At 45.5% G+C, this 25,309-nt stretch carries 19 protein-coding genes and 1 pseudogene; 11 read left to right on the top strand and 9 right to left on the bottom strand.

What is annotated here, in order from left to right; all coding sequences use genetic code 11:
• Positions 1-336: 336 nt before the first annotated feature.
• The 11 genes and pseudogenes from NI462_RS02530 to NI462_RS02480 all read left to right on the top strand — a co-directional run bounded on the left by NI462_RS02530 (position 337) and on the right by NI462_RS02480 (position 11,166).
• The gene (locus tag NI462_RS02530) at positions 337-1,380 is read left to right on the top strand and encodes a KpsF/GutQ family sugar-phosphate isomerase (RefSeq protein ID WP_253158928.1); all 1,044 of its coding nucleotides are present in this window, start codon (positions 337-339) and stop codon (positions 1,378-1,380) included.
• Between the two features lie 3 nt (positions 1,381-1,383).
• A complete protein-coding gene (locus tag NI462_RS02525) occupies positions 1,384-1,923 on the top strand; it encodes a KdsC family phosphatase (RefSeq protein WP_005096667.1) in 540 nt (179 codons plus the stop codon).
• Between the two features lie 33 nt (positions 1,924-1,956).
• A complete protein-coding gene (gene lptC / locus NI462_RS02520; RefSeq protein ID WP_253158926.1) occupies positions 1,957-2,505 on the top strand; it encodes an LPS export ABC transporter periplasmic protein LptC in 549 nt (182 codons plus the stop codon).
• Positions 2,489-3,055, top strand: a complete 567-nt coding sequence (gene lptA / locus NI462_RS02515; protein ID WP_005096669.1) for a lipopolysaccharide transport periplasmic protein LptA — start codon at positions 2,489-2,491, stop codon at positions 3,053-3,055. Before lptC ends, lptA begins: the two co-directional genes overlap by 17 nt.
• Positions 3,055-3,798, top strand: coding sequence for an LPS export ABC transporter ATP-binding protein (lptB, locus tag NI462_RS02510; RefSeq protein WP_253158924.1), 744 nt, complete (start codon positions 3,055-3,057; stop codon positions 3,796-3,798). Before lptA ends, lptB begins: the two co-directional genes overlap by 1 nt.
• A gap of 218 nt (positions 3,799-4,016) precedes the next feature.
• A pseudogene (locus NI462_RS02505) lies at positions 4,017-5,482 on the top strand (TolC family outer membrane protein).
• On the top strand, positions 5,479-7,617 hold the full coding sequence (locus tag NI462_RS02500) for a type I secretion system permease/ATPase (RefSeq protein WP_253158920.1): 2,139 nt from the start codon (positions 5,479-5,481) through the stop codon (positions 7,615-7,617). The pseudogene NI462_RS02505 and the gene NI462_RS02500 overlap by 4 nt, the downstream one beginning before the upstream one ends.
• Positions 7,614-8,801 (top strand): beta-barrel domain-containing protein, encoded by a 1,188-nt coding sequence (locus tag NI462_RS02495; protein WP_253158918.1) that lies wholly within the window; start codon positions 7,614-7,616, stop codon positions 8,799-8,801. The genes NI462_RS02500 and NI462_RS02495 overlap by 4 nt, the downstream gene beginning before the upstream one ends.
• Before the next feature lie 119 nt (positions 8,802-8,920).
• Positions 8,921-9,520, top strand: a complete 600-nt coding sequence (locus NI462_RS02490) for an IMPACT family protein (RefSeq protein ID WP_253158916.1) — start codon at positions 8,921-8,923, stop codon at positions 9,518-9,520.
• On the top strand, positions 9,513-10,130 hold the full coding sequence (locus NI462_RS02485; protein WP_253158914.1) for an acyltransferase: 618 nt from the start codon (positions 9,513-9,515) through the stop codon (positions 10,128-10,130). Before NI462_RS02490 ends, NI462_RS02485 begins: the two co-directional genes overlap by 8 nt.
• A gap of 193 nt (positions 10,131-10,323) precedes the next feature.
• The gene (locus NI462_RS02480; RefSeq protein ID WP_253158912.1) at positions 10,324-11,166 is read left to right on the top strand and encodes a universal stress protein; all 843 of its coding nucleotides are present in this window, start codon (positions 10,324-10,326) and stop codon (positions 11,164-11,166) included.
• Positions 11,167-11,334: 168 nt separating this feature from the next.
• Here the strand turns inward: NI462_RS02480 and NI462_RS02475 are convergent, their stop codons facing one another.
• From NI462_RS02475 to dnaE, 9 genes are all read right to left on the bottom strand, one after another.
• A complete protein-coding gene (locus NI462_RS02475) occupies positions 11,335-12,000 on the bottom strand; it encodes an O-methyltransferase (protein WP_004646686.1) in 666 nt (221 codons plus the stop codon).
• Between the two features lie 132 nt (positions 12,001-12,132).
• The gene (locus NI462_RS02470; protein WP_004279938.1) at positions 12,133-12,852 is read right to left on the bottom strand and encodes a D-Ala-D-Ala carboxypeptidase family metallohydrolase; all 720 of its coding nucleotides are present in this window, start codon (positions 12,850-12,852) and stop codon (positions 12,133-12,135) included.
• A gap of 137 nt (positions 12,853-12,989) precedes the next feature.
• Positions 12,990-13,313 carry a ferredoxin FdxA gene (gene fdxA / locus NI462_RS02465; protein ID WP_004279936.1) on the bottom strand — a complete coding sequence of 108 codons (324 nt, stop codon included), beginning with the start codon at positions 13,311-13,313 and terminating at the stop codon, positions 12,990-12,992.
• Between the two features lie 204 nt (positions 13,314-13,517).
• Positions 13,518-16,151 carry a DNA mismatch repair protein MutS gene (gene mutS / locus NI462_RS02460; protein ID WP_253158910.1) on the bottom strand — a complete coding sequence of 878 codons (2,634 nt, stop codon included), beginning with the start codon at positions 16,149-16,151 and terminating at the stop codon, positions 13,518-13,520.
• A 336-nt stretch (positions 16,152-16,487) separates the two neighbouring features.
• Complete coding sequence (locus NI462_RS02455) at positions 16,488-18,494, bottom strand: esterase/lipase family protein (protein WP_253158908.1); 2,007 nt, start codon at positions 18,492-18,494, stop codon at positions 16,488-16,490.
• A 120-nt stretch (positions 18,495-18,614) separates the two neighbouring features.
• Entirely contained in the window at positions 18,615-19,565 is a 951-nt protein-coding gene (locus NI462_RS02450; protein WP_114540776.1) for an ABUW_2363 family tetratricopeptide repeat lipoprotein, read from the bottom strand.
• A 117-nt stretch (positions 19,566-19,682) separates the two neighbouring features.
• Complete coding sequence (gene cysE / locus NI462_RS02445) at positions 19,683-20,492, bottom strand: serine O-acetyltransferase (RefSeq protein ID WP_004279928.1); 810 nt, start codon at positions 20,490-20,492, stop codon at positions 19,683-19,685.
• The gene (locus tag NI462_RS02440; protein WP_253158906.1) at positions 20,492-21,340 is read right to left on the bottom strand and encodes an RNA methyltransferase; all 849 of its coding nucleotides are present in this window, start codon (positions 21,338-21,340) and stop codon (positions 20,492-20,494) included. The genes cysE and NI462_RS02440 overlap by 1 nt, the downstream gene beginning before the upstream one ends.
• A gap of 37 nt (positions 21,341-21,377) precedes the next feature.
• Complete coding sequence (gene dnaE, locus NI462_RS02435) at positions 21,378-24,950, bottom strand: DNA polymerase III subunit alpha (RefSeq protein ID WP_253158904.1); 3,573 nt, start codon at positions 24,948-24,950, stop codon at positions 21,378-21,380.
• Positions 24,951-25,309 lie beyond the last annotated feature (359 nt).

Genomic DNA, 25,309 nt, shown 5'->3' with positions numbered 1-25,309 from the left:
GGAGTTAGGCGACAAGAGTGATTTAGGAAGAAGAGGTTCAGGAAGTGAAATGGCGATATTGAGCTTACATTTTCAGAGGCAGTGTTTGCCAGTATGATTGAATTATATTTGAATGAGTCTGGTCTGATTTGAACCAAACCTATTTTGGATAGCGTAAGCGTGTTCCCCTAAAAAATAAAAATAAGCACATTCTATAGTTTTAAAAATGGAGCGAATGTAGAGGTGGAGATACCAGATTGCGCAAGTTGAATACAATCTGAATATATTAAAAATCCGTCGAATCTTCTACATTTAGAAAGCTTACAATTGCATAGCTATGCTAAAATTGCGAAAATTATGCCCATCAAACCAGAGTTTTTCTCTGTCCTTAGCGTAGGTAAACAGGCTTTGAATCCACAAAAAACAGCGAATCAACTAGATTTCCAGAAAGTCGCACTTGAAACACTGCGCATCGAAGAAAATGCATTACAGATTTTAGCCACACAGATTGATGGCCGTTTTAGCCGGGCCTGTGAAGTTATTCTACAGTGTACTGGCCGTCTGGTAATTACCGGAATGGGCAAATCAGGTCATATTGGCCGTAAAATGGCGGCGACCTTTGCTTCGACCGGAACACCCTCATTCTTTATGCATCCGGGTGAAGCCGGTCATGGCGACTTGGGAATGCTGGTCGCGGGTGATGTGCTGATTGCGATTTCAAACTCAGGCAAGAGTGATGAGATCATGATGCTGATGCCACTCATCAAACATCTTGAAATTCCTTTAATTACCATTAGCGGCGATGAGCGTGGCCCAATGCCACAAAATGCCGATGTGGCTTTGACTCTGGGCAATATTCAGGAAGCCTGTCCGCTCGGGTTGGCACCCACCTCATCAACGACTGCCACCTTGGCCTTAGGCGATGCTTTGGCGGTGGCGTTACTGGATGCGCGTGGTTTTACTTCAGATGATTTCGCCCGCTCGCATCCCGCCGGAGCTTTGGGCAAGCGTCTGTTATTACATGTAAAACATCTGATGCGTACGGGTGATGATTTACCTAAAGTTTCACCAGATACCGCCATGAACAAAGTATTGTATGAAATTTCTAACAAGCGCTTGGGCTTAACCACGGTCGTAGATGCAAATGATGTCTTGCTGGGAATTTTTACCGATGGTGACTTGCGTCGTTTAATTGATAAACAGCAAGGTTTTGATGTCAATCTGGCAATTCAGGACGTGATGACCAAAAATCCGTTGACCATTTCTCAGGAAGCACGTGCAGTCGTGGCGCTGGAACGTATGAATGAACGTAAAATCAACCAGTTTGTAGTGGTTGATGAGGCCAATAAAGTGATTGGTGTGATTAGTATGCATGACCTGATTCAGGCTGGGGTAAATTAATAAATGGCATCTTATGTATTATTAGAGCAGGCACGTCATATTGCAGCATTAGTGCTTGATGTAGATGGTATTTTAAGTGACGGTTTTGTAACGCTGACCAATACTGGTGATGAAATCAAATCATTCGATATCCGCGATGGTCTGGGTATGAAACTGGTTCAGCAGGCTGGAATCAAGGTGATTATTATCACTGGCCGTAAAAGTAATATTGTCGAAAAACGAATGTCGGATCTGGGTGTGGATCTGGTCTATCAGGGCCGTGAAGATAAAGGCACAGCACTACGCGAAGCATGTGCACAGCTCAATATCGACCCTGAAGACTGCTTATATATGGGCGATGACTGGCCTGATCTGTCTGCTTTTGCCATTGCTGGCATGAAAGTGACCGTACCGAATGGTCATGTCGAAGTTCGTCGCCGTGCCGATCTGGTGACTCAGGCGCTGGGTGGCCGTGGTGCGGTGCGTGAAATCTGCGATATGTTGTTAATGTCCAAAGGCGTATACCAAGAGTTACTTGAAAAATATACTCGTGCGCCTTATTAATAAGTCATATCTTTTGGATTAAGTACACCGCTTATGGATACTAAAGTTTTATATATTACGGCTGTGACGATTGCCGCAATAAGTGGTGGTTATTATTATTACAGTGGCAAGGGCAACAAGCTGCAGACGGACTCCGCGCGCAGCATGACCTATTCCGCTCAAGATATTAACTTAACCCAGACAGATGAATCAGGTATGTTATCGGTTCGCGCCCAAGTGGATCGACTTGAGCAGAACCTACAGCAACAGACCTCCAAGCTGGAAAATTTGCAAGCTTCGACCTATGACAATGCTCAAGTCGATGCGACTTTCTCTGCCAAAATGGCGCATGGCTATGATGACAATACAAAAGTTGTACTCTCTCAAGAAGTGCTTGCCACCAAAATCATGCAAAATGGACAGTTAGAGTTCCGTACTGAGGAGCTGACGGCTTTTCCAAAAACACGTGAAATTGAAACTGATAAAACGGTGATCGTGGAGTCTCCACAGGCTGAATTTATCAGCCAGGGTCTTAAAGCCAATCTTAATGATGGTCAATACGAATTCTTTAATATTCGAGGAAAGTATGAACCAAATTCCTAAAGTCAAAATGATGCACACTTTCCTGAAGCGCACTGCGCTGGCGACTGTGATTGGACTTTTTTCAATCGCGGCCTTTGCCTTACCATCTGACCGTAACCAGCCGATCACCTTGCTGGCGGATCGCGCGACTTTTAATGAGCGTACTGGGGTGACGACCTATTCTGGCAATGTCATCATTGAACAGGGCACCATGAAGCTGCAAGCCAATTCAATTGTGGCCAATCTGAACAATAAGCGCCAGATTAGCCTGATCACGGCTACCGGTAGCCCGACACAGTTCCAGCAAAAAGTAGATGCCTCCAAAGGTCTGACCAAAGGTCAGGCTCAGAAAATTGTCTACAATGCTGAAACCGGAATTATTACCCTGTCTGGTAATGCCTTATTGCAGCAGGATGGGGCCAGTATTCGTGGTGCGACTTTAAAATATAGTATGAATAAAGGTGATGTTGAAGCGATTGGTACACCGAATAAAACCGGTTCAGCTGAAGGTCGCGTAAAAATTGTGATTCCACCATCAGCTTCACAATCCTTTCCAGGAGCACGTGATTAATGGAACAATCGCAGCAAGTTCAAACCTTGACCATCAAACATCTGGCGAAAAATTATAATAAGCGCTGGGTGGTGAAAGATGTGTCTTTTAGTATGGAAAGTGGCCAGATTGTCGGATTGCTCGGACCTAATGGTGCAGGTAAAACCACCAGCTTCTATATGGTCGTCGGTCTGGTACGTATGGATAAAGGTGAAATCTATCTGGATGATCTGGATCTTTCTGATCTGGCCATGCATGAACGGGCACGCAAGGGAATTGGCTATTTGCCGCAAGAAGCATCGATTTTCCGCAAGCTGACAATTTCACAAAATATTATGGCGATTCTGGAAACCCGCAAGGATTTGACCAAGGCTCAGCGTCAGCAACGTCTGGCGGAACTTTTGGCCGACTTTAAAATCACTCATATCAAAGATTCTTTAGGAATGAGTGTTTCCGGTGGTGAGCGACGCCGTGCCGAGATTGCACGTGCATTGGCGGCAGATCCAAAATTTATGTTACTCGATGAACCTTTTGCTGGTGTCGACCCGATCTCGGTTGGTGATATTAAGGATATTATTACGACCTTGAAAGATCGCGGGATTGGGGTACTGATTACCGATCATAACGTACGTGAAACGCTGGCGATTTGTGAGCATGCTTATATTGTCAGTGAAGGAGCATTGCTTGCTGAAGGCACACCAGAAGAAATCCTGGCGAATGAGACCGTAAGAAAAGTTTATCTGGGTGATGATTTCACTGTTTAAATAATCCTGCTTTATATAAAAACCCTGCATCAGACGCCAGTTGTCGGATGCAGGGTTTTTTTTGATCAAATCAAAGTGAAAAAGATTTCTTTTAAAGTGATTTGACCTATTGTTATGCTAAAACAAGAAAACATTACATAATTATGCGATTTAGAGCAGAACACTTTTAAAGAAATCAGGGGAAAACAGAATGAAAAAGAAGGAGATTAATTCTTCTTTTGCCTTTATCTGTGTCTTTGGGGCATGCAGAAAGCTCACCCCATTATTTTGCCAATCTCAAAAATGGTTTGGGTCAACTGATTGCACCCAAACCACACGGTCCGCGCATACCATTGATATCACGTCGCTGGGTCATTATGCATTAGATACATCAAAAGAAGCTGAGCTGCCACAGATTACTCGTTCACAGTCAGGACAGCCAACTTTAAATCCTACGATCACAGCTGGTATTCCACAAAAAATGAATCTGGTGGGAGCCGTACACCGCGCAGTGCAGCGACGTCCTGAAATCACCCAGAGTATTTCGACATTATCTGCGCAGGCAGCGAATATTGATGTAGCGAGAGCGGGTTATTATCCGCAGGTGTCCGGTGGTATCGGGACAGGGGATCTCACTTCCGGTGAACGTGGACGACAAATCGTTTCTTTGAATGCCACCCAGATGCTGTATGACTTTGGCAAAATTAAAACCAATATCAGTGTGGAAGAAGCCCGCTTGGCAGAAGAACAGGCAAGAGTGCTGGTTAGTTTGGATCAGATCGCATTTGAAGTAGCAGATGCAATAGTGAATATCAAACGCTATCAGCAAATTACCCAGATTGCCCAGCAGCAGATTCAGGGCATTGGACGGATTGCAGAAATTGCCAATTTGCGTGCCCGCGCCGGGATCAGCAGTCAGGCTGACCCGATTCAGGCCCAGTCCAATCTGGAAGCAGCACAATCGAATCTGATTGTTCAGCAGACCCAGCTCAGACAATATCAACAACGCTTGCGTACCTTGCTAGGATTTGATGTATCTGCAATTGAATGGGAGATTCCTGAGCGTATTGTGGCACAGGCCGATCTTTATCAGGATCCGGAATTTACCCAGATTCCGAACATGATTCTGGCCCATGCCGGGGTCAATGTTGCCCGTTTGCAAAAAGATCAGGCGCGATTAAGTCCTTATCCGACTATTAGTATTAAAGGCAGTCTAAGTCAGGCGATGAATGGGCGGAATCCAAATAATAATGAAGATGATGGCTTTTATAATTCAGTCATGATTGAAGCCAGCAGTAATTTGTATCAGGGTGGTGCAATACGTTCACAGACCCGTGCCGCCAGTTATGCCGAAGAAGCTGCACGCGCACAGGTCAATACGGTCTATCTGGATGTGCTGGATCAGGTGCGCTTGATCCGAGAACAGATTGAAAATAAACAAAAACAAATGGGAGTTTTATCCCAGCGCCGCGCAACCACGGTACGCACCAAAGAGCTGTATCAAGAACAATATAAATTGGGCACCCGAACCGTAGTGGATTTGCTGAACGCCGAGCAAGCCATTCATACTGCCGCGCAGGAAATTGAATTGGCGCACTATGACATTTATTCGGCGATCGTACAGTACATTCAGGTCACCGGCCGTACACGGGATATTTACGCGCTTAACCGTATTTCTATTCAGGGGTTTGAAGTTCAGCCATGAGTACTACAATAAATTATCAACCGTGGCTTAAAGCGGTTTTAAATATTGCCCGGCATTACCGGATCGAGCCTTCTGAGGAGCGGATACGCCTGCAACTGGACTGGAACCAGCATCATGACATCGATGACATGCTCAAGATTGTCAGTCGTCAGATGGGTTTAAATGTCCGTAAAAATAAATTTGAGCGCAGCCTGCTGAATCCATGGCGTTTACCTTTACTGGTTGAATTCGAGAGTGGTGATGTGGGGGTGATTGAACGCATCGACACACAGGGCAATGTCAGCATCCAGCTCAGTGGTGATGAAGGTTTATCTCAAAGTTTCACGATTGAACAGTTAGAGGTTGGCATAAAGCATCTTTATGTGCTGCGTCCTGAATCTTCAGTTCCAGATGCGCGGGTGGATGAATATATCAAACCCTTTGAGAAAAACTGGTTCTGGTCAATTGTCCTGAATGACTGGAAGCGCTATATCGATGTGATGTTTGCGTCTTTAATTGCCAATATTCTGGCACTGGCCACGATAGTTTTCTCGATGAATGTCTATGACCGTGTCATTCCATCGCAATCTATTCCGACGTTATGGATGTTGGCCGGTGGCGTGCTGATCGCTGCGATTTTTGAATTTGTATTACGTGTCTCGCGGATCTATCTGTCAGACATTATTGGTAAACGTGCGGATTTAAAAATTTCTGACCGGGTTTTTGGTCATTCATTACGGATTAAAAACAGCGAACGTTCCAAATCAACAGGAACCTTTATTTCACAAATTCGTGAGCTGGAAGGCGTCCGCGAACTGGTGACTTCAACCACAGTCACAGCAATTGCCGATCTGCCATTCTTCTTCCTGTTCTTAGGGATCTTCTGGGTGATCGGTGGCAATCTGTTCTGGGTCATGCTACTCGTTGTACCCTTAATGATTCTTCCGGGAATTCTGGCGCAGAAAAAATTGGCACAGCTGGCTCAGTTGGGCATGCGCGAATCTGCCATCCGCAATGCCTTGCTGGTAGAAGCTGTACAAGGAATTGAAGACATCAAGCTGTTAAGAGCTGAAACGCGTTTCCAGAACCAGTGGAATCATATGAATGAAGTGTCAGCCGATGTCAGCATGCAGCAACGTAAAATTGTCGGCTTGATGACCGCCTGGACCCAAAAAATTCAGGGACTGACCTTTGCAATTGTAGTCTTGGTCGAGGCTTTTGCGGTGATGGAGGGTGACATGACCACAGGCGCACTGGTGGCCTGTTCGATTCTATCTTCACGCATGCTGGCACCAATTTCACAAATTACGGGTGTACTGGGTCGCTTGCAACAGGCTAAAGTCGCCAAGGCTGGTTTGGATGAACTCATGAAAAAACCGGTGGACCAGCCGGATTATTCGCACCTGATTCATCGTCCGGCACTGGATGGGCATTATGAGCTCAACGGTGTGGTGTTCAAATATGGCGATGATGATCCGAAACCGAGTTTGATGATTCCCAAGCTAGAGATCAAGCCCGGGGAGAAAATTGCAATTCTGGGCCGTAATGGTGCAGGAAAATCGACCTTGTTGCAGCTCTTGTCTGGTATGCAGACACCGTTACAGGGCAAGGTCAAGCTGGATGGTATTGACCTGACCCTGATTGATCCTTCAGATGTACGTCGTGATATGGGCTTGCTGAATCAGAACTCGCAGTTATTTTATGGTTCAATTCGTGAAAACCTGACTTTGGGTGCACCTTTGGCCACCGATCAGCAAATTCTGGAAGCATTGCAAATCACCGGTGCATTCGCTTTTGTGCAGGAGAAAAAAGAAGGTCTGGATCATATCATTCTGGAAGGTGGTGTTGGTTTTTCTGGCGGTCAGCGTCAGGCGCTGTTGTTAACACGGTTATTGATCCGTCAACCGAAAATTCTACTGCTAGATGAACCTACTGCTGCGATTGATGATGTGTCAGAAAAGCAGTTGATTGATCATCTTAAAAGTTATTTGAGCCATCGTACCATGGTGGTTGCGACGCATCGCCGTGCGGTACTGGAGCTGGTGGATCGTATTATTGTGGTGAATGATGGGAAAATTGTCATGGATGGTCCACGAGATCAGATCCTGAATCAGTCACAGGGTGGCAATAAGCGGGTTGTTGGAGCAAGTGCATGAGTGAACTCAAAGAGCTAAAACGTTCAAGCAAAGTCAGCTTTCAGGAACCACCTTTACCTAAATCGAGTGTCATTATCTGGATTGTCGGCATTGGTTTATTGGTATTGCTGATCTGGGCCTGGTTATTTAGCCTGGAAGAAGTCTCTACCGGTACGGGTAAAGTGATTCCATCTTCTAAAGAGCAGGTGGTTCAGTCTTTAGAAGGCGGTATTTTGACCACGCTCAATGTTAGAGAAGGTGAAATTGTAGAGCGCGGCCAAGTATTGGCTCAGCTCGACCCGACCCGTTTTGAATCCAATGTCGGTGAATCTGAATCCTTGCTAGTGTCGTCACGTGCGACCTCAGCTCGCTTACGCGCGGAAGTGAGCGGTACGCCATTGGTATTTCCCGAAGAAGTCTTGAAATATCCAAAACTGGTGAAAGAAGAAACGGCACTGTATCAGTCACGTCGTGCCAATCTGGAGGAATCCGTGGCCGGTCTAGAACAGGCCTTGGTACTGGTACAGCAAGAGCTGGAAATGACCGCTCCCTTGGTCGCCAAAGGGGCAGCCAGTGAGGTTGAAGTGTTGCGTCTAAAACGTGAAGCCAATGATCTGCGTAATCAGATGAATGATATCCGTAATCAATATTATGTGAATGCGCGGGAAGAATTGTCCAAAGCCAATACTGATGTAGAAACCCAGCAACAGGTGGTACGTGGCAAGTCGGATACTTTGAGCCGAACTGTTTTTAAATCACCGGTTCGCGGTGTCGTCAAAGAGATTGATGTGATGACGCTGGGCGGCGTGATTCCACAAAATGGCAAGTTGATGACCATCGTGCCACTGGATGAAAAATTACTGGTTGAAGCACGAATCTCGCCGCGTGATATTGCCTTTATTCGCCCTGATCAGGAAGCATTGGTTAAAATTACAGCTTATGATTATTCGATCTATGGTGGGTTGAATGGTAAAGTTGCGATGATTTCACCAGACACCATCCGTGATGAAGTCAAGCAGGATCAATTTTATTATCGGGTGTATATCCGTACCGATAGCGACAAGCTCAGCAATAATGCCGGGCAGGAGTTCAATATTACTCCAGGGATGGTGGCCACCGTGGATATTCGTACTGGTTCAAAAACCGTGATGGATTATCTGATCAAGCCATTTAATAAAGCCAAAGAAGCCTTGCGTGAACGGTAATATTTGCCAAGCAATTGAGTAAAACAATCGATCAAAATCAGGCCTCTCCGTGGAGAGGCTTTTTATTTGTCTGTGCAAAGCGGGTATACTGCAGCAGTGAGAGTTTAAAGCCTGAAGTTATGCCATTTACCATTGCCAGCCTGGTCAGTTTTGAGGAAGACATCAAAAAAAGCCGCTTTCAGGCCTTTGCCACCCCTGTTGAGAATGAGCAGGACGTCAAAGATTTTCTGGAAACTTATCGTGATCCAAGCACCACGCATCAATGCTGGGCCTGGAAAATTGGCCATCAGGTACGCTTTAATGATGATGGTGAACCTTCAGGCACAGCGGGACGCCCGATTCTGGCGACGATTGAAGGTAATGAGCTGACCAATGTGCTGGTATTGGTCAATCGCTGGTATGGCGGGATCAAGCTGGGAACAGGGGGCTTGGTACGGGCCTATGGCGGTTGTGCTGGGCAATGTTTGTTGTTGGCAGAAAAAATTGAACTGATTGAAAAGAAAAAGGTGCAATTTTCCTGTCAATTCAATGAATGGGCCATTTTTCAGTATGAATTGAATCAGCAACAAATCGATTATCAGGAAGAATATACAGCCGAAGGGGTGCAGGTCAGTGCCTTATTTCAGTTACATCAAATTCAATCTTTTGCCTTAAAAATTCAAGATGTGACCCGCGGCCGCGAACAGCTCAAAATCATAGAAGAAGCGACAGATGACTGACGTAGATCCATTACTGAAATATCGTGAACAGCACAAACATCGCCTGAATTATATGCCTTGGCTGTACTGGTCTTTAAAGCCTAAAAATCGTAGCTGGGCAGAAGCGTGGCAAAAGGACTATCAGGCTTACTTGATGGAAATGGAAACCATCGAGATTGGTGAAAACTGTTTTATTTCACCACTGGCACATATTTTCGCGGAGCCGGGACGCAAAATCATTATTGGTGATAATACCTTTATTGCCGCAGATTGCACCTTGCATGGCCCACTGGACATTGGGAATGAAGTGGCGATTAATCATCACTGTATTCTGGATGGCGGTCGAGTAGGGATTAAACTGCATGATCAGGTGCGTATCGCCGCTTATTGTCATCTTTATGCCTTTGATCATGGCATGGATCTGGAGCAGCCGATTTATCAGCAGCCAGTACGATCGCAAGGCATCGAGATCGGTCGGGATGTATGGCTGGGTGCGCATGTCGGTATCAAGGATGGAATTAAAATCGCAGATCAGGCCATTGTCGGAATGGACAGTATGGTCACCAAAGATGTCGAGAAGCGTGCGATTGTCGCCGGTAATCCGGCCCAATTCATTCGCTATCGTGAATAAGCTTTTGGAAGTCAATTGCTTGACGCAACAGCCTGACTCAGAATATAGATTAATATGTTGATCTATCTTTGTTCACATAAAAGTTAACATATTTCAAGTCAAGCCTTACAGATTTCGCTGCACATTTTTGAATGCTTATGCTAAGTTAAAAATAACTAAGAAATTTTTATCATAAATAGAAGAGAGGCTAAACATGAAACGTGTCATCGCCTGCATCGACTCATCACCATGTATAAACGCGCTGGCAGACGCGGCGGCATGGATTGCCAAACAGACTGGGCGTGAACTGGTCCTGTTACAGGTTTTGGATTATTACCCGGCCAGTTATCATCTGGGGGAAATCAGCGGAGTGATCGGCTTTGAAAGTAATGCCATGTTACTCAAAGAACTGGCCGAACTTGAACAGAAACAAAGTGAAATCGCGCTGGATTATAGCAATAACCTGCTGCAACACATTTCCGAGCGGATTATGGCAGAACATGGCATTCAAACCACCCATATTCAGGAAAAAGGTGATTTTCTGGAACAAAGCTTCCAGATCCTGCAGCCTGATGATATCGCAGTAATTGGATTGCTCGGTGAACGCTCGGCTGAAAAAAACAAACCGATCGGCACCAATGTGGAAAATTTTATTCGTGGGGCAAACTGTACCGTGATGACTGTCGGAGAACAGTTTAAGCCGCCGACACGATTTATTTTCGCCTATGAATATTCACCGACCTGTATCAAGATGATGAAACGGATTGCGGAAAGTGATCTGCTGCGCTTATTGCAATGTCATCTGTTATATATCGGTGATCATGCTGAAATTCTGAATGAGCCTTTGCAATACTTAACTCAGGCTGGTTTAGATGTGGTGCCACAATACCGCTATGGCGATGTCGCAGAAAATATTTTGACCTATCAGCAGGAACTCGGAATTCAGCTGATCGTGTTGGGTGCATTTAGTCACAGTAAAATTCACCAGTTCTTTTTGGGTAGTATTGCGACCACGATTTTCCGGAATTCAAAAGTGCCTTTACTGGTTGCGAAGTGAGAATTGCATATAATAGCCAAGCGCGAAGTCTAATCGTAAATTGTTACAGCTTGATTTAAAAATGACCAGAGTTATCCTCATATATTGTGGATAACTCTGTGGTTAATATTTATAAGTTAATGTTATTTATGGTAAATATGTCATTGGGTGATTTTTGTTCTTCTTGTTTTATTTCACAATCGCGAGTGCAAAACCATCATGTCCTTTGCTGCCAACCGTTTGTAAAGCAGTGCATGACAAAATACGTGGATGATTTTGAAGCGCTTTAAACATGTCACGAATGCCTTCAATACTTGGTTTATTATTGTCCGGGTTAATGATTTCGCCAGCACGAATCACATTGTCCAGAAAAATAAGTGTACCTGAGTGCGACAGGTTTAAACTGAGTTCCAGATATTCCGGATAACTCTGTTTGTCTGCATCAATAAAGATGAAATCGAAAGCTTCCGTATCTTCAGGCAGGGCTTTAAGCACATCTGCTGCACGGCCGCATTTCAGTTCGACGGTCTGTTTAAGCTGCGCGCGATCAATATTTTCCTGACCCATCGCTGCATGGGTATCACGTCCTTCAATGGTCAGGATATAGCCATCATCCGGCAAAGCACGTGCCAGCCACATGGTGCTATATGCTGCAAATGTGCCGAGTTCCAGTATACGTTTACACTGGTTCATCTGGATTAGCATCTGCAACAACATGCCTTGGTTCGGTGCTACAGCCAGATGATCAGGAAAACCGTGCGCTGCGGTATTCTCAAGAGTTTGATTCAGAATAGGGTCTTCAGGAATTAAATGTGAATCAATGTAGTGATCAATGTCTGTCCACATTTGTTGCATAGTCTTAGCACCTTGATTGCGATGCGTGCATTTTAAACTTTTCGCGGCAGAGCGCAATTTATTGTTCTATAGGTGCTGATTTTTTAGGCTCTAAAAAGTCCTGATTGAACTTTGTAGAGCGGTTGTCATGACTTAGTAATTACACATCGAGGAATTACGGCCTAAACTCGGTCCCCAAGTACGATAACCTTGGGTATCGATGTGGATTTGACCTGAAGCATACATGCCAAGTCCCATATTCAGACTTTGACCATGCTGTACCCAGAACTGACACAATTTGAACTTGGTATTTTCAATATAGCTATAATCTTGTGCCTGCGGATATTCAGGCCCAATCCGGAAATCGATGGCAGAGTTGTACAGATGGCGTGAAGAGTTGGCACCACCGGCACACTGGTTTAAAGGCAGGTCACGATAGACTGACGTGACTTCAAAATCAGTCAGTACATTGGCTGCAACCAGATATTTAAAGACTTTTAAAGTTGGGATCTGATTGGCCCATAATTCACGGCTTGGAATCATGTATTGGGAACGGCCACACTTGGCCCAATCACGTGCAGTACGCATCAATTCGAAACTCGGAATGATATTGCCAACCCCATGACGTTCCAGAAAAACCTCATATTCACGCACGCGTGACAAATTATCCAGTGCCGATACCCAGTGGGTATACACATAAGGCACAGTTTTTGGGTGGGCTTTACGATCGTATTGAACACGTTCTTGTGGAATGTAAATCCGTTTTCCAGCAGGTGTGGTGGCCTGTCCAGGTTGTTTTGTGGTCGTGGTACAGCCCACAAAAACAAGAGGAATTATACAAAGACTCAATAATCCCTTTAACAAGTTCTTCATTTATAGAAATCAGATATTTACAAAATAGCGCTATTTTAGACTAAATATAGGGAGAAATTTGGAGAATATTGCAATGAAATGTGTGCGTTGAGTATAAAAAAGATCAGCATTTGCTGATCTTTTAAAGTTTAAACTAATTACTTTTCAAGGTATTGTAATTTGTCTGCTTTGCCATTCCATTCTTCACGGTCTGCTGGCTGATCACCAATTTGTGTGATATTTGGCCATTTTTGTGACAGGTCAGCATTCAGTTCAATAAAGACTTCCTGACCTTCTGGTAATTCGTCTTCAGAGAAAATTGCATTTGCCGGGCATTCAGGTTCGCATAACGCACAGTCGATACATTCGTCCGGGTTAATCACAAGGAAGTTAGGACCTTCATAGAAACAGTCTACAGGGCAAACTTCAACACAGTCTTGATATTTACATTTAATACAATTTTCAGTGACAACGAAGGTCATGGCGACAGCTACCTAAAAAATATGGTTCTAATTACGAATGCTGTATTTTAGGCAAAAACAGGGGGAACTAACAATTCCTTTTATTGATATTTGTTATATATAGGGCTGTTAGATTTGAAAAAAGGTCGCATACCGATGAATTACAGCATTCATCGGTATGTTCAGGACATCGACCCTATGCCAGATGAGGTCTAGGACCGAGAATTAACTTGGCTGTTTGATCAGGTCTTTGAGCGCATATAACTGCTGCAAGGCTTCACGCGGAGTTAAACTATCTACATCAATATCTTCGAGTAAGTCCAGTGCAGGCGATTCTTTTTCAATTTCGATGATACGTTCTATAGGCTGCATAACTTCAGGCATTGCAAACAGATCATGCTGCGGGCTCAGTGGCTTGGCCTGATGCTGTTTTTCCAGAATCTTTAAGCGGTTTTGCGCTTCTTTAATCACCGCAGCCGGAATGCCTGCCAATTTCGCGACTTGCAAGCCATGACTTTGACTGGCCGGGCCATGTTGCACCTTATGCAATAAAATCAGATTACCATTCAGCTCTTTGGCCGTGACATGGTAGTTATTAATGCCACTTTCCTTATCCAGTTCAGTCAGTTCGAAATAATGGGTAGCAAATAGACATAAACATTGAATGCGTTTGGTCAGATCCAGCACACAGGCCCAAGCCAAAGACAAGCCATCATAGGTACTGGTTCCACGGCCAACTTCATCCATGAGTACCAAAGACTGGCTGGTGGCATGATGCAGGATTTGCGAGGTTTCGGTCATTTCCACCATAAAGGTTGATTTGCCGGTCGATAAATCATCGGCAGAACCAATCCGGGTAAAGACACGGTCAACCGGACCTAAAGTTGCAGCTTGCGCTGGAACATAGGCACCACAATAAGCCAGCAACACGATCAATGCAGTCTGGCGCATAAAGGTGGATTTACCACCCATGTTGGGGCCGGTAATGATGGCCATGCGATGGGAAAAATCCAGTCGCGTATCGTTCGGAGTAAAGGCCGATTTACTGAGGGCTTCTACCACCGGATGCCGACCAGCAGTGATACTTACACCAACTTCAGGACTGAATTTTGGACGCGACCAGTTGCGTAAACGCGCCTGATGGGCAAAATTCGCAATCAGATCAATCTGGGCTATGGCGCTGCTCATCATCTGTAAATTGCCGATATCCTGACGCAGTTCATCCAGCAGCATTTCAAACAGCATTTTCTCACGGGCCAAAGCACGCGATTCGCTAGATAAGACTTTGTCTTCAAATGCTTTCAGTTCAGGGGTGATGTAGCGTTCGGCATTTTTCAGGGTTTGCCGGCGAATATAATGCTCGGGTGCTTGTTCGGCCTGTGCGCGGGTCAGTTCAATATAATAGCCACTGACGCGGTTGTAGCCAATTTTCAGTCCCGGAATTCCGCTTTGTTCACGCTCTTTAATTTCCAGATCAATCAGGAACTGGCTGGCATGATCACGAATCTGACGTAGTTCATCGAGTTCACTGTCAAAACCTTCGGCAATGACATTACCATCACGAAGCAGGACGGGCGGGTTTTCCACAATGGCGGACATCAGACGTTGATGCAGACCATGGAAGTCGCCTAGCTCTTCATTGAGTTGTACTAAAAGTTTGGACTGTTGCTGACTGACAATCGGTTGCAGGGCATGGCGTAAAAATGGAATTTGCGCACAGGCCTGACGCAGTTGTACCAGATCACGTGGACGGGCACTGCCAAGCGCAATACGGCTCAGCACACGTTCAATATCGCTAATCTCTTTTAGAACCAGACGTACAGGCACTTCGTGGAAACCTTGTAGCAGGGCCTGGATGGCATCTAAACGTTCGTCCAGCAAGGCAGTGTCACGCAAAGGCTGCATCAGGGTGCGACTCAGCAAGCGTCCACCCATAGCAGTCTGACAGTCATTGATCAGTTGAAATAAGGATGTCCCATGTTCAAATAAAGGCTCAATCAGTTCAAGATTACGGCGTGTCACCGGATCCAAAGCAATAAAATCTGAACTTTGTTCTAGCTGAATCGTGCGGATATGCGGTAACGCAGTTTTCTGGGTTTCTTTTGCATAGTGAATCAGTGCCGCAGCCGCTGCTTTAGCCAAAGGTAAATGATCAATGCCGAAACCTGAAAGCGTGCTGACAGCAAACTGGTCGCATAAGGTTTTTTGCGCATTGTTCAGGTTGAAGTCGACATCGGGACGTTTGGTGACCGAGATATCCAGTTGCTGTTTGAGTTGTTCGGTCAATGTTGGATCAGTGATACTTTCATCCAGCAGAATTTCGCTTGGCATCAAACGCGCCAGTTCAATCATGAGCTGGTTAAGATCATAATCCTGCTGCTGGACTTTAAATAGGCCGGCGCTGAGATCAAGAAGTGCAATGCCGATCTGATTCTGCTGAATACATAAAGCCACCAGATTCGAGCTCTGATGTGCACCGAGCATGGCATCATCGGTCAGTGTGCCCGGCGTAATAATCCGAACTACACCACGCTCAACCGGTCCTTTCCCAGTAACCTCGCCGATCTGCTCGCAGATCACCACGGTTTCGCCTTTTTTGACCAGACGTGCCAGATAGCCCTCGGCTGCATGATAAGGCACGCCCGCCATAGGAATCGGCTGACCATTGGCTTTACCACGATGGGTCAGGGTAATGCCTAAAATCTTGGCTGCCTTGTGTGCATCTTCAAAGAACAGTTCATAAAAATCACCCATACGATAAAACATCAAAGAATGCGGATGCTGCATTTTCACCGACATGTATTGCTGCATCATGGGCGTTAAGGTAGAAAGATCAGCCATAATTCCTGAACTGGTCATTAAAAATAAATCCTTTCAACAAGAGATAAATGCAAATACTGCTCAATAGGCTATGCAGGGAAATTTAAAGCACATTTTCAATAAGGCCAATCCCATATGATTGAGCACAGGAGATCGAAAATGTGAAATGAATCTGCTGATTCAATTCAGCTTTAAAGCTTTATTGCAGCAAGTCTATCAAATTTAATTTTTAGAAAGAAATGAAATTCCAGATGAATGTTTAAGTCAGCGCTCAGAGCTGTCGCTATGGCTTCTTATTCAACATTATTTGCAATTTTAAAAAAATAAACCACCGGATGCGAACATGCGGTGGCAAGTCTAAATCAAGATGATAGTTTATTCCGGATCATAAAGACCGAGGTCTGAGAGATGTAATCTGAGAATCCGGCGTAATTCCAGCACGGCTTCAGGCGTTTCCTGAATCGAGTGGCCGCCCTTAATCACTTTGCTAGATACTGCACCTTCCAAGTAAGCGCTTTCGTATGAAACGATATCATCACTCATGAGCTTGGTATCTTGAGTATCTACGGTATTGCCGATAATAGAATGAAATTTGATATTTTTAGAAGGCTGAATATCCTCAGTTAATGCAGTAAATTTTGAATTTTCACTCAGATCGCTTGGGCCATTCTGAATCAGGTCATGCCCCAGTTCTTTGACAAATTCGTTTAACCCAATCTGGCCTTGCAGGGTATCGGCAAAGGCACCCAAAAATGCACCCGGTATACGGATAATTTTACGGGCCAGTTTGGTATGCCAGCGGTCGGCATATTCTGTCCCACGATGCGGTGTCGCTAAGAAAATGGCCCGGGTGAAATTCGGAATAGGTTGCATTTGCAGGCGTGCTTTAAAGAGCGGGTTATCCTTAAATTGTGCAATGCGGGTATTTTGTACCAGCTTGAATGCATCTTGGGTAATATCGGCCTGACTGACCATTAAACGGGCAATCACGCCTCCCATACTATGTCCGACCAGTACCGCATCTTTTTTGGCTGGTGCATTGTTCGCAACCCGGGCAAAGCCTTGCTGAACCAGGGCATTAATTTGAAAACGGCTTTCCAGAATCGGCATATTGGTAGAATAAAATACCTGCCAGACTTGGAAATTTTCCCTTAATACCGGATCACCCATAATGTCGTTGGTCAGACGAATCCAGGCTTCAGGACTACTGGCCAAGCCATGAATCAATACCAGCACTTTCTTGTCCGGATTATAAGGTTCCAGCATGTACAGGTGCGGCATGCTCAGACTGTCTTCGCGATTAATCAGCGTCAGATAGGCTAAACGCCCCAGATTGTTCTCGGCCAGCCATAAACCGTAAGGTGCGGAAAAGTTGGCGGCTAGCGCATATTCTTTCGAAGCTACTTTGATCTTTTCATGTTTATAAGGGTCATACAGTTTCAGGTGAAACTCCGAAGTAGATAAAATCTGTTCAGTCGAATTCGCGGATTTTGGTACAGCAGTAATGGTGGTCGCCAGATAGCGTGCTGAATGAATGTTAGGATTTTTACCATTTGGATAGTTGTGCTTGAGCGGATCGACAATATATTTTTTATCCTGCTCGGTTTGCTGTGCTTCAGGTAAGACCACTAAAAATTCTGAACCAAAACCATCACGGCGGGTGATAGAACGCAGGCCGGAAAAGTTCATATTATAGGTAGACATCAGCTGTTCAATGGTCTGGTTTTTCAGCTGCGGAAAATTTTCCAGATCAATGGTATATACACTATCACCGACCTGAATGCGCTGGCCGGACTGTTTGGTTTTATAACGTTCAGCATAGCGTTGAATCAGATGGGCAATCGCCAGGTTATAAAAGTCACGAATCTGAACCTGGCGGTTATCAAAAATACGCTCTTGCGGCGCACGCTCGGTTTTAAATAGATAGGCATAGCTATAACGAATGCTTTTATCCAGCATAGTGAGCTGCTGATCCAGACATTTCTGGATATTCTGCTTGTGTTGTTGCTGTTTTTCCGGTGATAGGGTTTTGTTTAAAACACCGGTGTTGCATTCGGCAGACTTGGCATTTTGTAAGGAGTTGGCTAGATATAATTCACTTGCTGTAGAAAGCAATTGTTCATCTAAAATCTGGGGAATACTTTTCAGATCTTCCACACATTCTTCGGGCTGATCAATACAGATCTGAGCTTCACGACCTGTCATCGACAACACATTCAGACTGGCTTCGCTAAGCTTGTCGCGGGTCAAGATGCTGTCACGCTCATTGTTCAGCGTGACATTAATCGCCTGTTCCTTAACACTGACCACCTGACAGCCGCTGAGTACGCTGGTGATGAGTAAAGTGCACAGCATTAATCTTTTATTTATTTTTTCGTGCATAAAACTTTTCACTGAGTTCAAGTTATAAAGCGGGATAATGTTTTGTATTTTACTAATTTTTTCCCATAAAAATAGACCGCCGTAGCAGTCTATTTGTAATCAAATTGAAGCGAATCTTGATTATGGGGTTACCGGTGCTGTTGCTGGGTCTGTAGCCGGAGCGGGTGTTGATGTTTGCAGAATTTGCCAAACATTCCAGCGGCCATTTTTTTCAATTTCCTGAATCAGACGGTCGGCTACTTCAGCTTCTTGCGGATATTTCACCTTATAGTTCGCCAAGGTTTGAGTGGCATTTTTTTTCTGTTCTAATGCAATATAGTTATTGGCTGCAGAAAGATAAGCCTCCTGAACGCCAGCTTTCATGGCTTTGTCCAGATAAGCGATGGCTTCTCGTTGACCACCGCCTTCAGACAGACCAAAACCAAACCAGAAGTTGACTTCAGGATCATCCGGGTTGATTTTGAGAATACGCTGGGCATAGGTCAGGGAATTGGTAGTATAGACTGAACCCAGATCCAGGTTACGTGCCATCACGCTGGCTTTAAAAGCACGCATCAATACATCAAAAGAGGCATTTGGACGGGCCGCTAAAGTATCCAGTTGTCGGGTGACTTCACGTAGTTTGGCTTCAAAGCCACGGCGTTCCTGACGATCGCTGAAACGTGGTGGATAATGACGTGCCTTACCTTCGACCATTTGCAGGAAATCGTCAATTTCGGTGATATCGATTTCATTTGAATTGGCAAGTGCTGCATAACGCATTGCACGGGTATTGCTATCTACCACTGGAATAATCAGTTTATTCACATCCAGGGTCAATTGCTTGGATGGATCATTAGGATCCGTCACCACCATCTTGGTTACAGGCTGGGCCGCAGCCTTTTTCAAATGCACTTCAAATTCAGGCGGTTCATTATAATTGAATGGATTTAAAGCATAAAATGGTGGGGACAGTTCAGGCTCTACAAAAACCACTTGGTCTACAGGTTTCTCAGCAGATTTCTGAGGAGTGATCGAACACGCAGTAATTGTGAATGCTAAGCAAGCAAGTGCCAAGGGCTTAAAGGTCATAATAGTCATCCATTCTGTTATTTTTAAAACATCTATTCAAAAATTGCATGATCGTCAGTCTATGAAAACTATAACCATCATGCAAGTAAACCCGTGTTACAGAGTGAAGTGTGATATTCAGGCCTTGGATTGGCTGGTTTGCGCTTCACATTCACGGCGCGCTTCTTCCAGAATCTCTAACTCTTTTTTACTCAAAGGCTGGCCATCCTGTTGCTGCTTGTTAAAGGTCGGATCTAACAAAGAAAGACGATTGCACAAGTTGTTCATGCGTTTTTCATTTTGCTGAATGCGATCCAGCAGAATCCGCATGCCTTCCAAAATCGGATCGGACTGGTCTTCAGTTGCGGCATAGGGCTGGAAACCGATACTTTCTGCATAGTCACGACGACGCGCTTCAGCATCATCTTTGGGTTTGTCTTTGGTGATAAAACGTGCCGGGTTGCCCACAGCTGTGGCGTTCTCAGGAACCGCTTTGGTGACGACCGCATTAGAACCGACTTTGGCATTTTTACCCACGGTAAATGGCCCTAGAATCTTGGCACCAGCACCGACCACCACGCCATCTTCTAGGGTCGGATGACGTTTACCTTTATTCCAGGTCGTTCCACCCAAAGTCACGCCGTGATAAAGCGTCACGTCATCGCCAATTTCAGCAGTTTCGCCAATTACGACACCCATACCGTGATCGATAAAGAAACGGCGGCCAATTTTTGCGCCGGGATGAATTTCAATGCCGGTGGCAAAGCGGCTAAACGAAGACAACGCACGCGCAGTTCCTTTACAGTCTTTGTTCCATAGCTCATGTGCCATGCGATGCATGATCAGCGCATGAATGCCAGGATAAGTGGTTAAGACTTCTAAGGTATTGCGTGCTGCAGGATCGCGCGCAAAGACAGCTTGTATATCTTCTTTGAGCTGTTTTAGCATTAGATTTGATCCTCGTCCTGTGATGATGTGTGTGAAGATTTTTTCCAGGTACCGTTGTTCAATGCCTGAATACGGCTGAAAATACCACGAAGTAAGTGATATTCCATACGATCTAATTGTATACGTCCAAAGAGGCGACGCAAGCGTAAAGGCAATAATCTTGGATTTTTTGGATCCATAAATTCAATTTCTGCCAACATTTTTTCCAAGTGTGGATAGAACTGTTCCATCTGCGCATGATTGACCAAGGGTTCATCCCATTCCATTTCAATGCCATCAATGACTTGCATGGTCGCTTTAGCATCACGTGGTTGTTCAATTTGACTCATCGTTGCCATGCGCATCTCATAGCAGATCACCTGAATCGCCTGAGCTACATTCAGTACGCCGTAGTCCGTATTCACAGGAATAGTCAGATGATAATTGGCCATCGCCAGTTCTTCATTGGTCAGACCACGGTCTTCGCGGCCAAATAGAATCGCGACTTCCTGCTGATCTTGTACCACGGCGGTCATGGCTTTTTCAGCGGCAGGGCGCACATCTAACAGCGGCCAGGGAATGGTACGGCTGCGTGCGCTGGTACCGAATACAATCTGACAGTCTTTAATGGCATCTTCAAGGGTTTCGACAATCTCAATCTGCTCGATCAGGTCAGTTGCACCCGCGGCCAGCGCGTCAATATCCGGATGCGGATAGGTTTTCGGTGCCACCAGAACCAGCTTGGACAAGCCCATGGTTTTCATGGCACGTAAGGCACTGCCGATATTGGCAGGTAAAGTGGTATTGACCATGACAATACGCACATGGGAGAGATGTGCTGAAACAGCAGCATTGTCAATTTGACTCATGAGGATTCCAATTTTAAGGTGTTTTAAAGATCAGGATTTATGAATATTGCGGCTGGGATTCAGCCTGATACAGCTCCAGTGCATCATCCATGCTCATGCCCGCAGGCGGCGGAGGAATATCCACCGGCTTGGCCTGTTCATAGGACACGGCTTTGGCAGCTTTGGACTTGACCTGATACTCAATATGCAAGGCTTCTTTACCAAAATAATCACGCAATTTGGCTAGGAGCTCATCCAGTGGGGCGACTTTCCAGTTGAGACCCAGATGCAGTTCAGTCGTGGCATACGGATAATCCAGATATAGAATCACCGGAATATGTGCCGACATATCGACATTGCAATAAGGAGTCAGAATCTGCTGCAAGTCACGGCTCAAGCTCTTGCTGAAATGCTCGGCTGTGAGGGTAATCTTGATGCTATTGGCACGTTTCTGGCGAATTTCATTCAGGCTAAATGCTTTGGTGAGGCGTCCCATCGGACGGTCAAAGCCTTCACGCTCATAGATTTCGCCTTCAATCACCACCACTTTATCGAGCTGGATAATCTCTTTAAAGCGGTTGAAGCGTTCGTGATTGGCTGAAATCTCAATCCGTGCCGTACCATCATCCAGTGTCATCATCATCCGGTTCGGGAAATTGGCAATATCCACCACCAGTCCTGCAAACACGGTGGTCACGCCACGGCGTGTCGGCGTCAGCTCATTGAGCTGACTAGGTACAAAGGCTTTCAGTTCATTGCGATACACATCAATCGGGTGGCCGGTCAAATACAGACCAAGTGTGTCTTTCTCACCTTTCAGGCGAACTTCATCCGCCCATGGCTTGACCGGTTTAGATGGCTTGCGCTGAACTTCTTCAACTTCGCCAAACAGGTCCATGATGCCGGTTTCACGATTCGAACGTGCCTGTTCCGCAGCTTGAACCGCTTCAGGCAGTTGCGCCATCAGGTCGGCGCGGTCAATTCCTAAGCAATCCAGTGCGCCTGAACGAATCAGTGCTTCCAGAGTACGCTTATTGATTTTTTTCAGGTCAATACGATGACAGAAATCAAACAAGTCACGGAATGGACCTTCTTGCGCACGCGAGTCAATCACCGACTGCATCGCCGCTTCACCGACGCCCTTGATCGCCCCCAGACCATAGACAATGGTTTGCTCATCGATAGCATGGAATTGATACAGCGACATATTCACTGACGGCGGCAAAACTTCCAGATTATTCTTGCGACAGTCATCAATCAGGAATACCACGTTGTCGGTGTTCTGCATCTCCGAGGTCAATACCGCAGACAGGAATTCTGCCGGATAATGCGCTTTCAGCCATGCAGTCTGGTAAGCAACTAGGGCATAGGCAGCCGCATGCGATTTGTTAAAACCATAGCCAGCGAACTTTTCCATATAGTCGAAAATATGGTTGGCGGTCGCTTCATCAATGTCTTTCTTTGCCGCACCTTCAATAAAGATCTGGCGCTGTTTGACCATTTCTTCCGGTTTTTTCTTACCCATGGCCCGACGTAACAAGTCTGCGCCACCGAGGGTATAGCCGGCACAGTACTGTGCAGCCTGCATCACCTGTTCCTGATACACCATAATCCCGTAGGTGGGTTCTAGTACGCCTTCAAGCAATGGATGCAAATATTCAAAATCACCACCATGCATCCGGTGAATAAAGTCAGGAATCAGATCCATCGGGCCTGGACGGTACAGTGACACGAAGGCAATAATTTCTTCAAACTTGCTCGGGCGTGCCTCTTTCAGCATCTTCTTCATGCCCACGGATTCAAACTGGAATACCGCAGTGGTGTTGGCATTGGCGAAGACCAGATATGCGTCTTTATCTTCAAGCGGGATATAAGCAATATCTAAAGGCTTGTCAGATTTGATGCGTTTATTGATATTTTTAACCGCATCTTCAATCACCGTCAGGTTACGCAAACCCAAGAAGTCAAACTTCACCAGACCTGCAGATTCGACATCGTCTTTATCGAACTGTGCCACGCGTCCGGTACCATCGGCATCACACATGACCGCAGAGAAATCGGTAATTTTGGTTGGCGAGATCACCACACCACCGGCGTGTTTACCAGTATTTCGGGTAATACCTTCCAGTTTCAGTGCCATTTCCCAGATTTCGGCTGCATCGTCATGATCTGGATTGGATGGATTGGTGACGATATCTTTAAGCTGAGGTTCAGCTTCCAGCGACTCAAGCAGGCTTAGACCTAAAGGTTTGGTGGGGATCATTTTCGAAATACGATCCGCCAGACCATAAGATTTACCCAAAACGCGGGCAACATCACGAATCGCACCTTTGGCCGCCATGGTACCGAAGGTTGCAATCTGGGAGACCGCATCACGGCCATAGGTACGTGCTACATAGTCAATTACGCGGTCACGGCCTGCGATACAGAAATCGACGTCGAAGTCGGGCATCGAAACACGTTCCGGGTTCAAGAAACGTTCGAACAGCAGTTCATAACGCAGCGGATCAAGATCGGTAATTTTTAAGCTGTAGGCGACCAGTGAACCTGCACCCGAACCACGGCCCGGACCGACCGGAACGCCGTTACTTTTCGACCACTGAATGAAGTCCATCACGATCAGGAAGTAGCCCGGGAATCCCATCGAGTTAATGATGTTAATCTCGTATTCGATACGCTCATCATAAGGCTTGCGGATTTCTGGCCAGTCTTCATCACGTTGTTCAGGCGGATACAGGAAATTCAGGCGTTCTTCCAGACCTTCTTTGGACAAGTGTGCAAAGAAGGTATCAATGGTATGACCTTCAGGAATCGGATAATCAGGCAGGAAGTATTTGCCCAGTTGCAGCGTCACATTACAGCGTTTGGCAATGTGATAGGCGTTCTCAATCGCAGATGGAATATCCGAGAACAGCGCCGTCATTTCTTCAGCAGATTTGAAATATTGTTCAGGTGAATAGGTTTTAGGGCGGCGGTTGTCACCAAGCACATAACCATCTGCAATACATACCCGTGCTTCATGCGCTTCATAATCTTCACGGGTCATGAAATGCACATCATTATGTGCGACCACACCGATATTGTATTTTTTTGCCAGCTTAACGGCTTCCAGAATAAAGTTATCTTCATCCGGACGATTGGTACGGGTCAGGGCAAGATAAACACGATTACCAAATTTTTCGACCCATTCTTCCAGCAGCGGTTCGGCTTTTTGCGGATTTGAACTCATCAGCATTTTGCCGACATCGGAATGCATGCCGAGCAGGGCAATCATGTCCTCAGACTGATTTAAAATCCATTGTTTTTGAACGCAGGGAATATCCAGTTGCTGACCACTGATAAAGCCTTCAGACACCAGTTCAGTCAAGTTGCGCCAGCCGGTATTGGTCATGGCCAATAAGGTCATGCGATGTTCGGCATCATTCAGGCGAATTTCAGAACCCAGAATCGGCTTGATGCCTTTGCCCAGGCATTTGCCATAGAATTTGACGGCAGCATGCAGGTTAGAAAGATCCGTGAGCGCAAGGGCAGGCATCTGTTCTTTTTCGGCAGCTTTGACCAAGTCAGGTATCCGTACGATGGATTCAGTAATCGAAAATTCTGTATGAATACCAAGATGAACAAAGTGCATAGATGAGTCCCTGCTAAAACCATTGAATAGTTTAACATGGGATTTATTGTTTCAGTTTGAAATTGAGTGGGAAATGGCTAACTTTTAGGTCAAGTTTGAATTTGATTTTTTAAGCTGATTATTTAGTTAGTTGTTAGAAGATATTTTCTTTTACTTTTGACGGGACAAAAGTAACAAAACCCCTTTGTTGATCTGATGGCACTTCCATGTGCCACAAATCAACGGGCGACTTCCTGTCGCCGTGGCACGTATCAAATAGTTGCCAGACTTTACTTTGAAATAATGAGAAAGGGTTCGTAAGTATTAAAAACAATAAAACCCTCTTTTTAGAGGGTCTTATTCAAACATAAAGAACTAGC

Origin of the sequence: Acinetobacter lwoffii, assembly GCF_024129715.1 — a bacterium.
GTDB classification, from domain to species: Bacteria; Pseudomonadota; Gammaproteobacteria; order Pseudomonadales; family Moraxellaceae; genus Acinetobacter; species Acinetobacter lwoffii_U.
The sequence above is the reverse complement of the archived record's forward strand: the minus strand, read 5'-3'. Positions and strand labels throughout refer to the sequence as shown.

Coding starts and splice junctions, on each gene's coding strand:
- NI462_RS02495 (WP_253158918.1), top strand. CDS start 7,614: ATGAGTGAACTCAAAGAGCTAAAACGTTCAAGCAAAGTCAGCTTTCAG.
- NI462_RS02480 (WP_253158912.1), top strand. CDS start 10,324: ATGAAACGTGTCATCGCCTGCATCGACTCATCACCATGTATAAACGCG.
- lptC (WP_253158926.1), top strand. CDS start 1,957: ATGGATACTAAAGTTTTATATATTACGGCTGTGACGATTGCCGCAATA.
- NI462_RS02500 (WP_253158920.1), top strand. CDS start 5,479: ATGAGTACTACAATAAATTATCAACCGTGGCTTAAAGCGGTTTTAAAT.
- NI462_RS02440 (WP_253158906.1), bottom strand. CDS start 21,340: ATGAGTCAAATTGACAATGCTGCTGTTTCAGCACATCTCTCCCATGTG.
- NI462_RS02530 (WP_253158928.1), top strand. CDS start 337: ATGCCCATCAAACCAGAGTTTTTCTCTGTCCTTAGCGTAGGTAAACAG.
- NI462_RS02485 (WP_253158914.1), top strand. CDS start 9,513: ATGACTGACGTAGATCCATTACTGAAATATCGTGAACAGCACAAACAT.
- NI462_RS02490 (WP_253158916.1), top strand. CDS start 8,921: ATGCCATTTACCATTGCCAGCCTGGTCAGTTTTGAGGAAGACATCAAA.
- NI462_RS02470 (WP_004279938.1), bottom strand. CDS start 12,852: ATGAAGAACTTGTTAAAGGGATTATTGAGTCTTTGTATAATTCCTCTT.
- lptA (WP_005096669.1), top strand. CDS start 2,489: ATGAACCAAATTCCTAAAGTCAAAATGATGCACACTTTCCTGAAGCGC.
- NI462_RS02525 (WP_005096667.1), top strand. CDS start 1,384: ATGGCATCTTATGTATTATTAGAGCAGGCACGTCATATTGCAGCATTA.
- dnaE (WP_253158904.1), bottom strand. CDS start 24,950: ATGCACTTTGTTCATCTTGGTATTCATACAGAATTTTCGATTACTGAA.
- NI462_RS02455 (WP_253158908.1), bottom strand. CDS start 18,494: ATGCACGAAAAAATAAATAAAAGATTAATGCTGTGCACTTTACTCATC.
- NI462_RS02450 (WP_114540776.1), bottom strand. CDS start 19,565: ATGACCTTTAAGCCCTTGGCACTTGCTTGCTTAGCATTCACAATTACT.
- lptB (WP_253158924.1), top strand. CDS start 3,055: ATGGAACAATCGCAGCAAGTTCAAACCTTGACCATCAAACATCTGGCG.
- NI462_RS02475 (WP_004646686.1), bottom strand. CDS start 12,000: ATGCAACAAATGTGGACAGACATTGATCACTACATTGATTCACATTTA.
- cysE (WP_004279928.1), bottom strand. CDS start 20,492: ATGCTAAAACAGCTCAAAGAAGATATACAAGCTGTCTTTGCGCGCGAT.
- fdxA (WP_004279936.1), bottom strand. CDS start 13,313: ATGACCTTCGTTGTCACTGAAAATTGTATTAAATGTAAATATCAAGAC.
- mutS (WP_253158910.1), bottom strand. CDS start 16,151: ATGACCAGTTCAGGAATTATGGCTGATCTTTCTACCTTAACGCCCATG.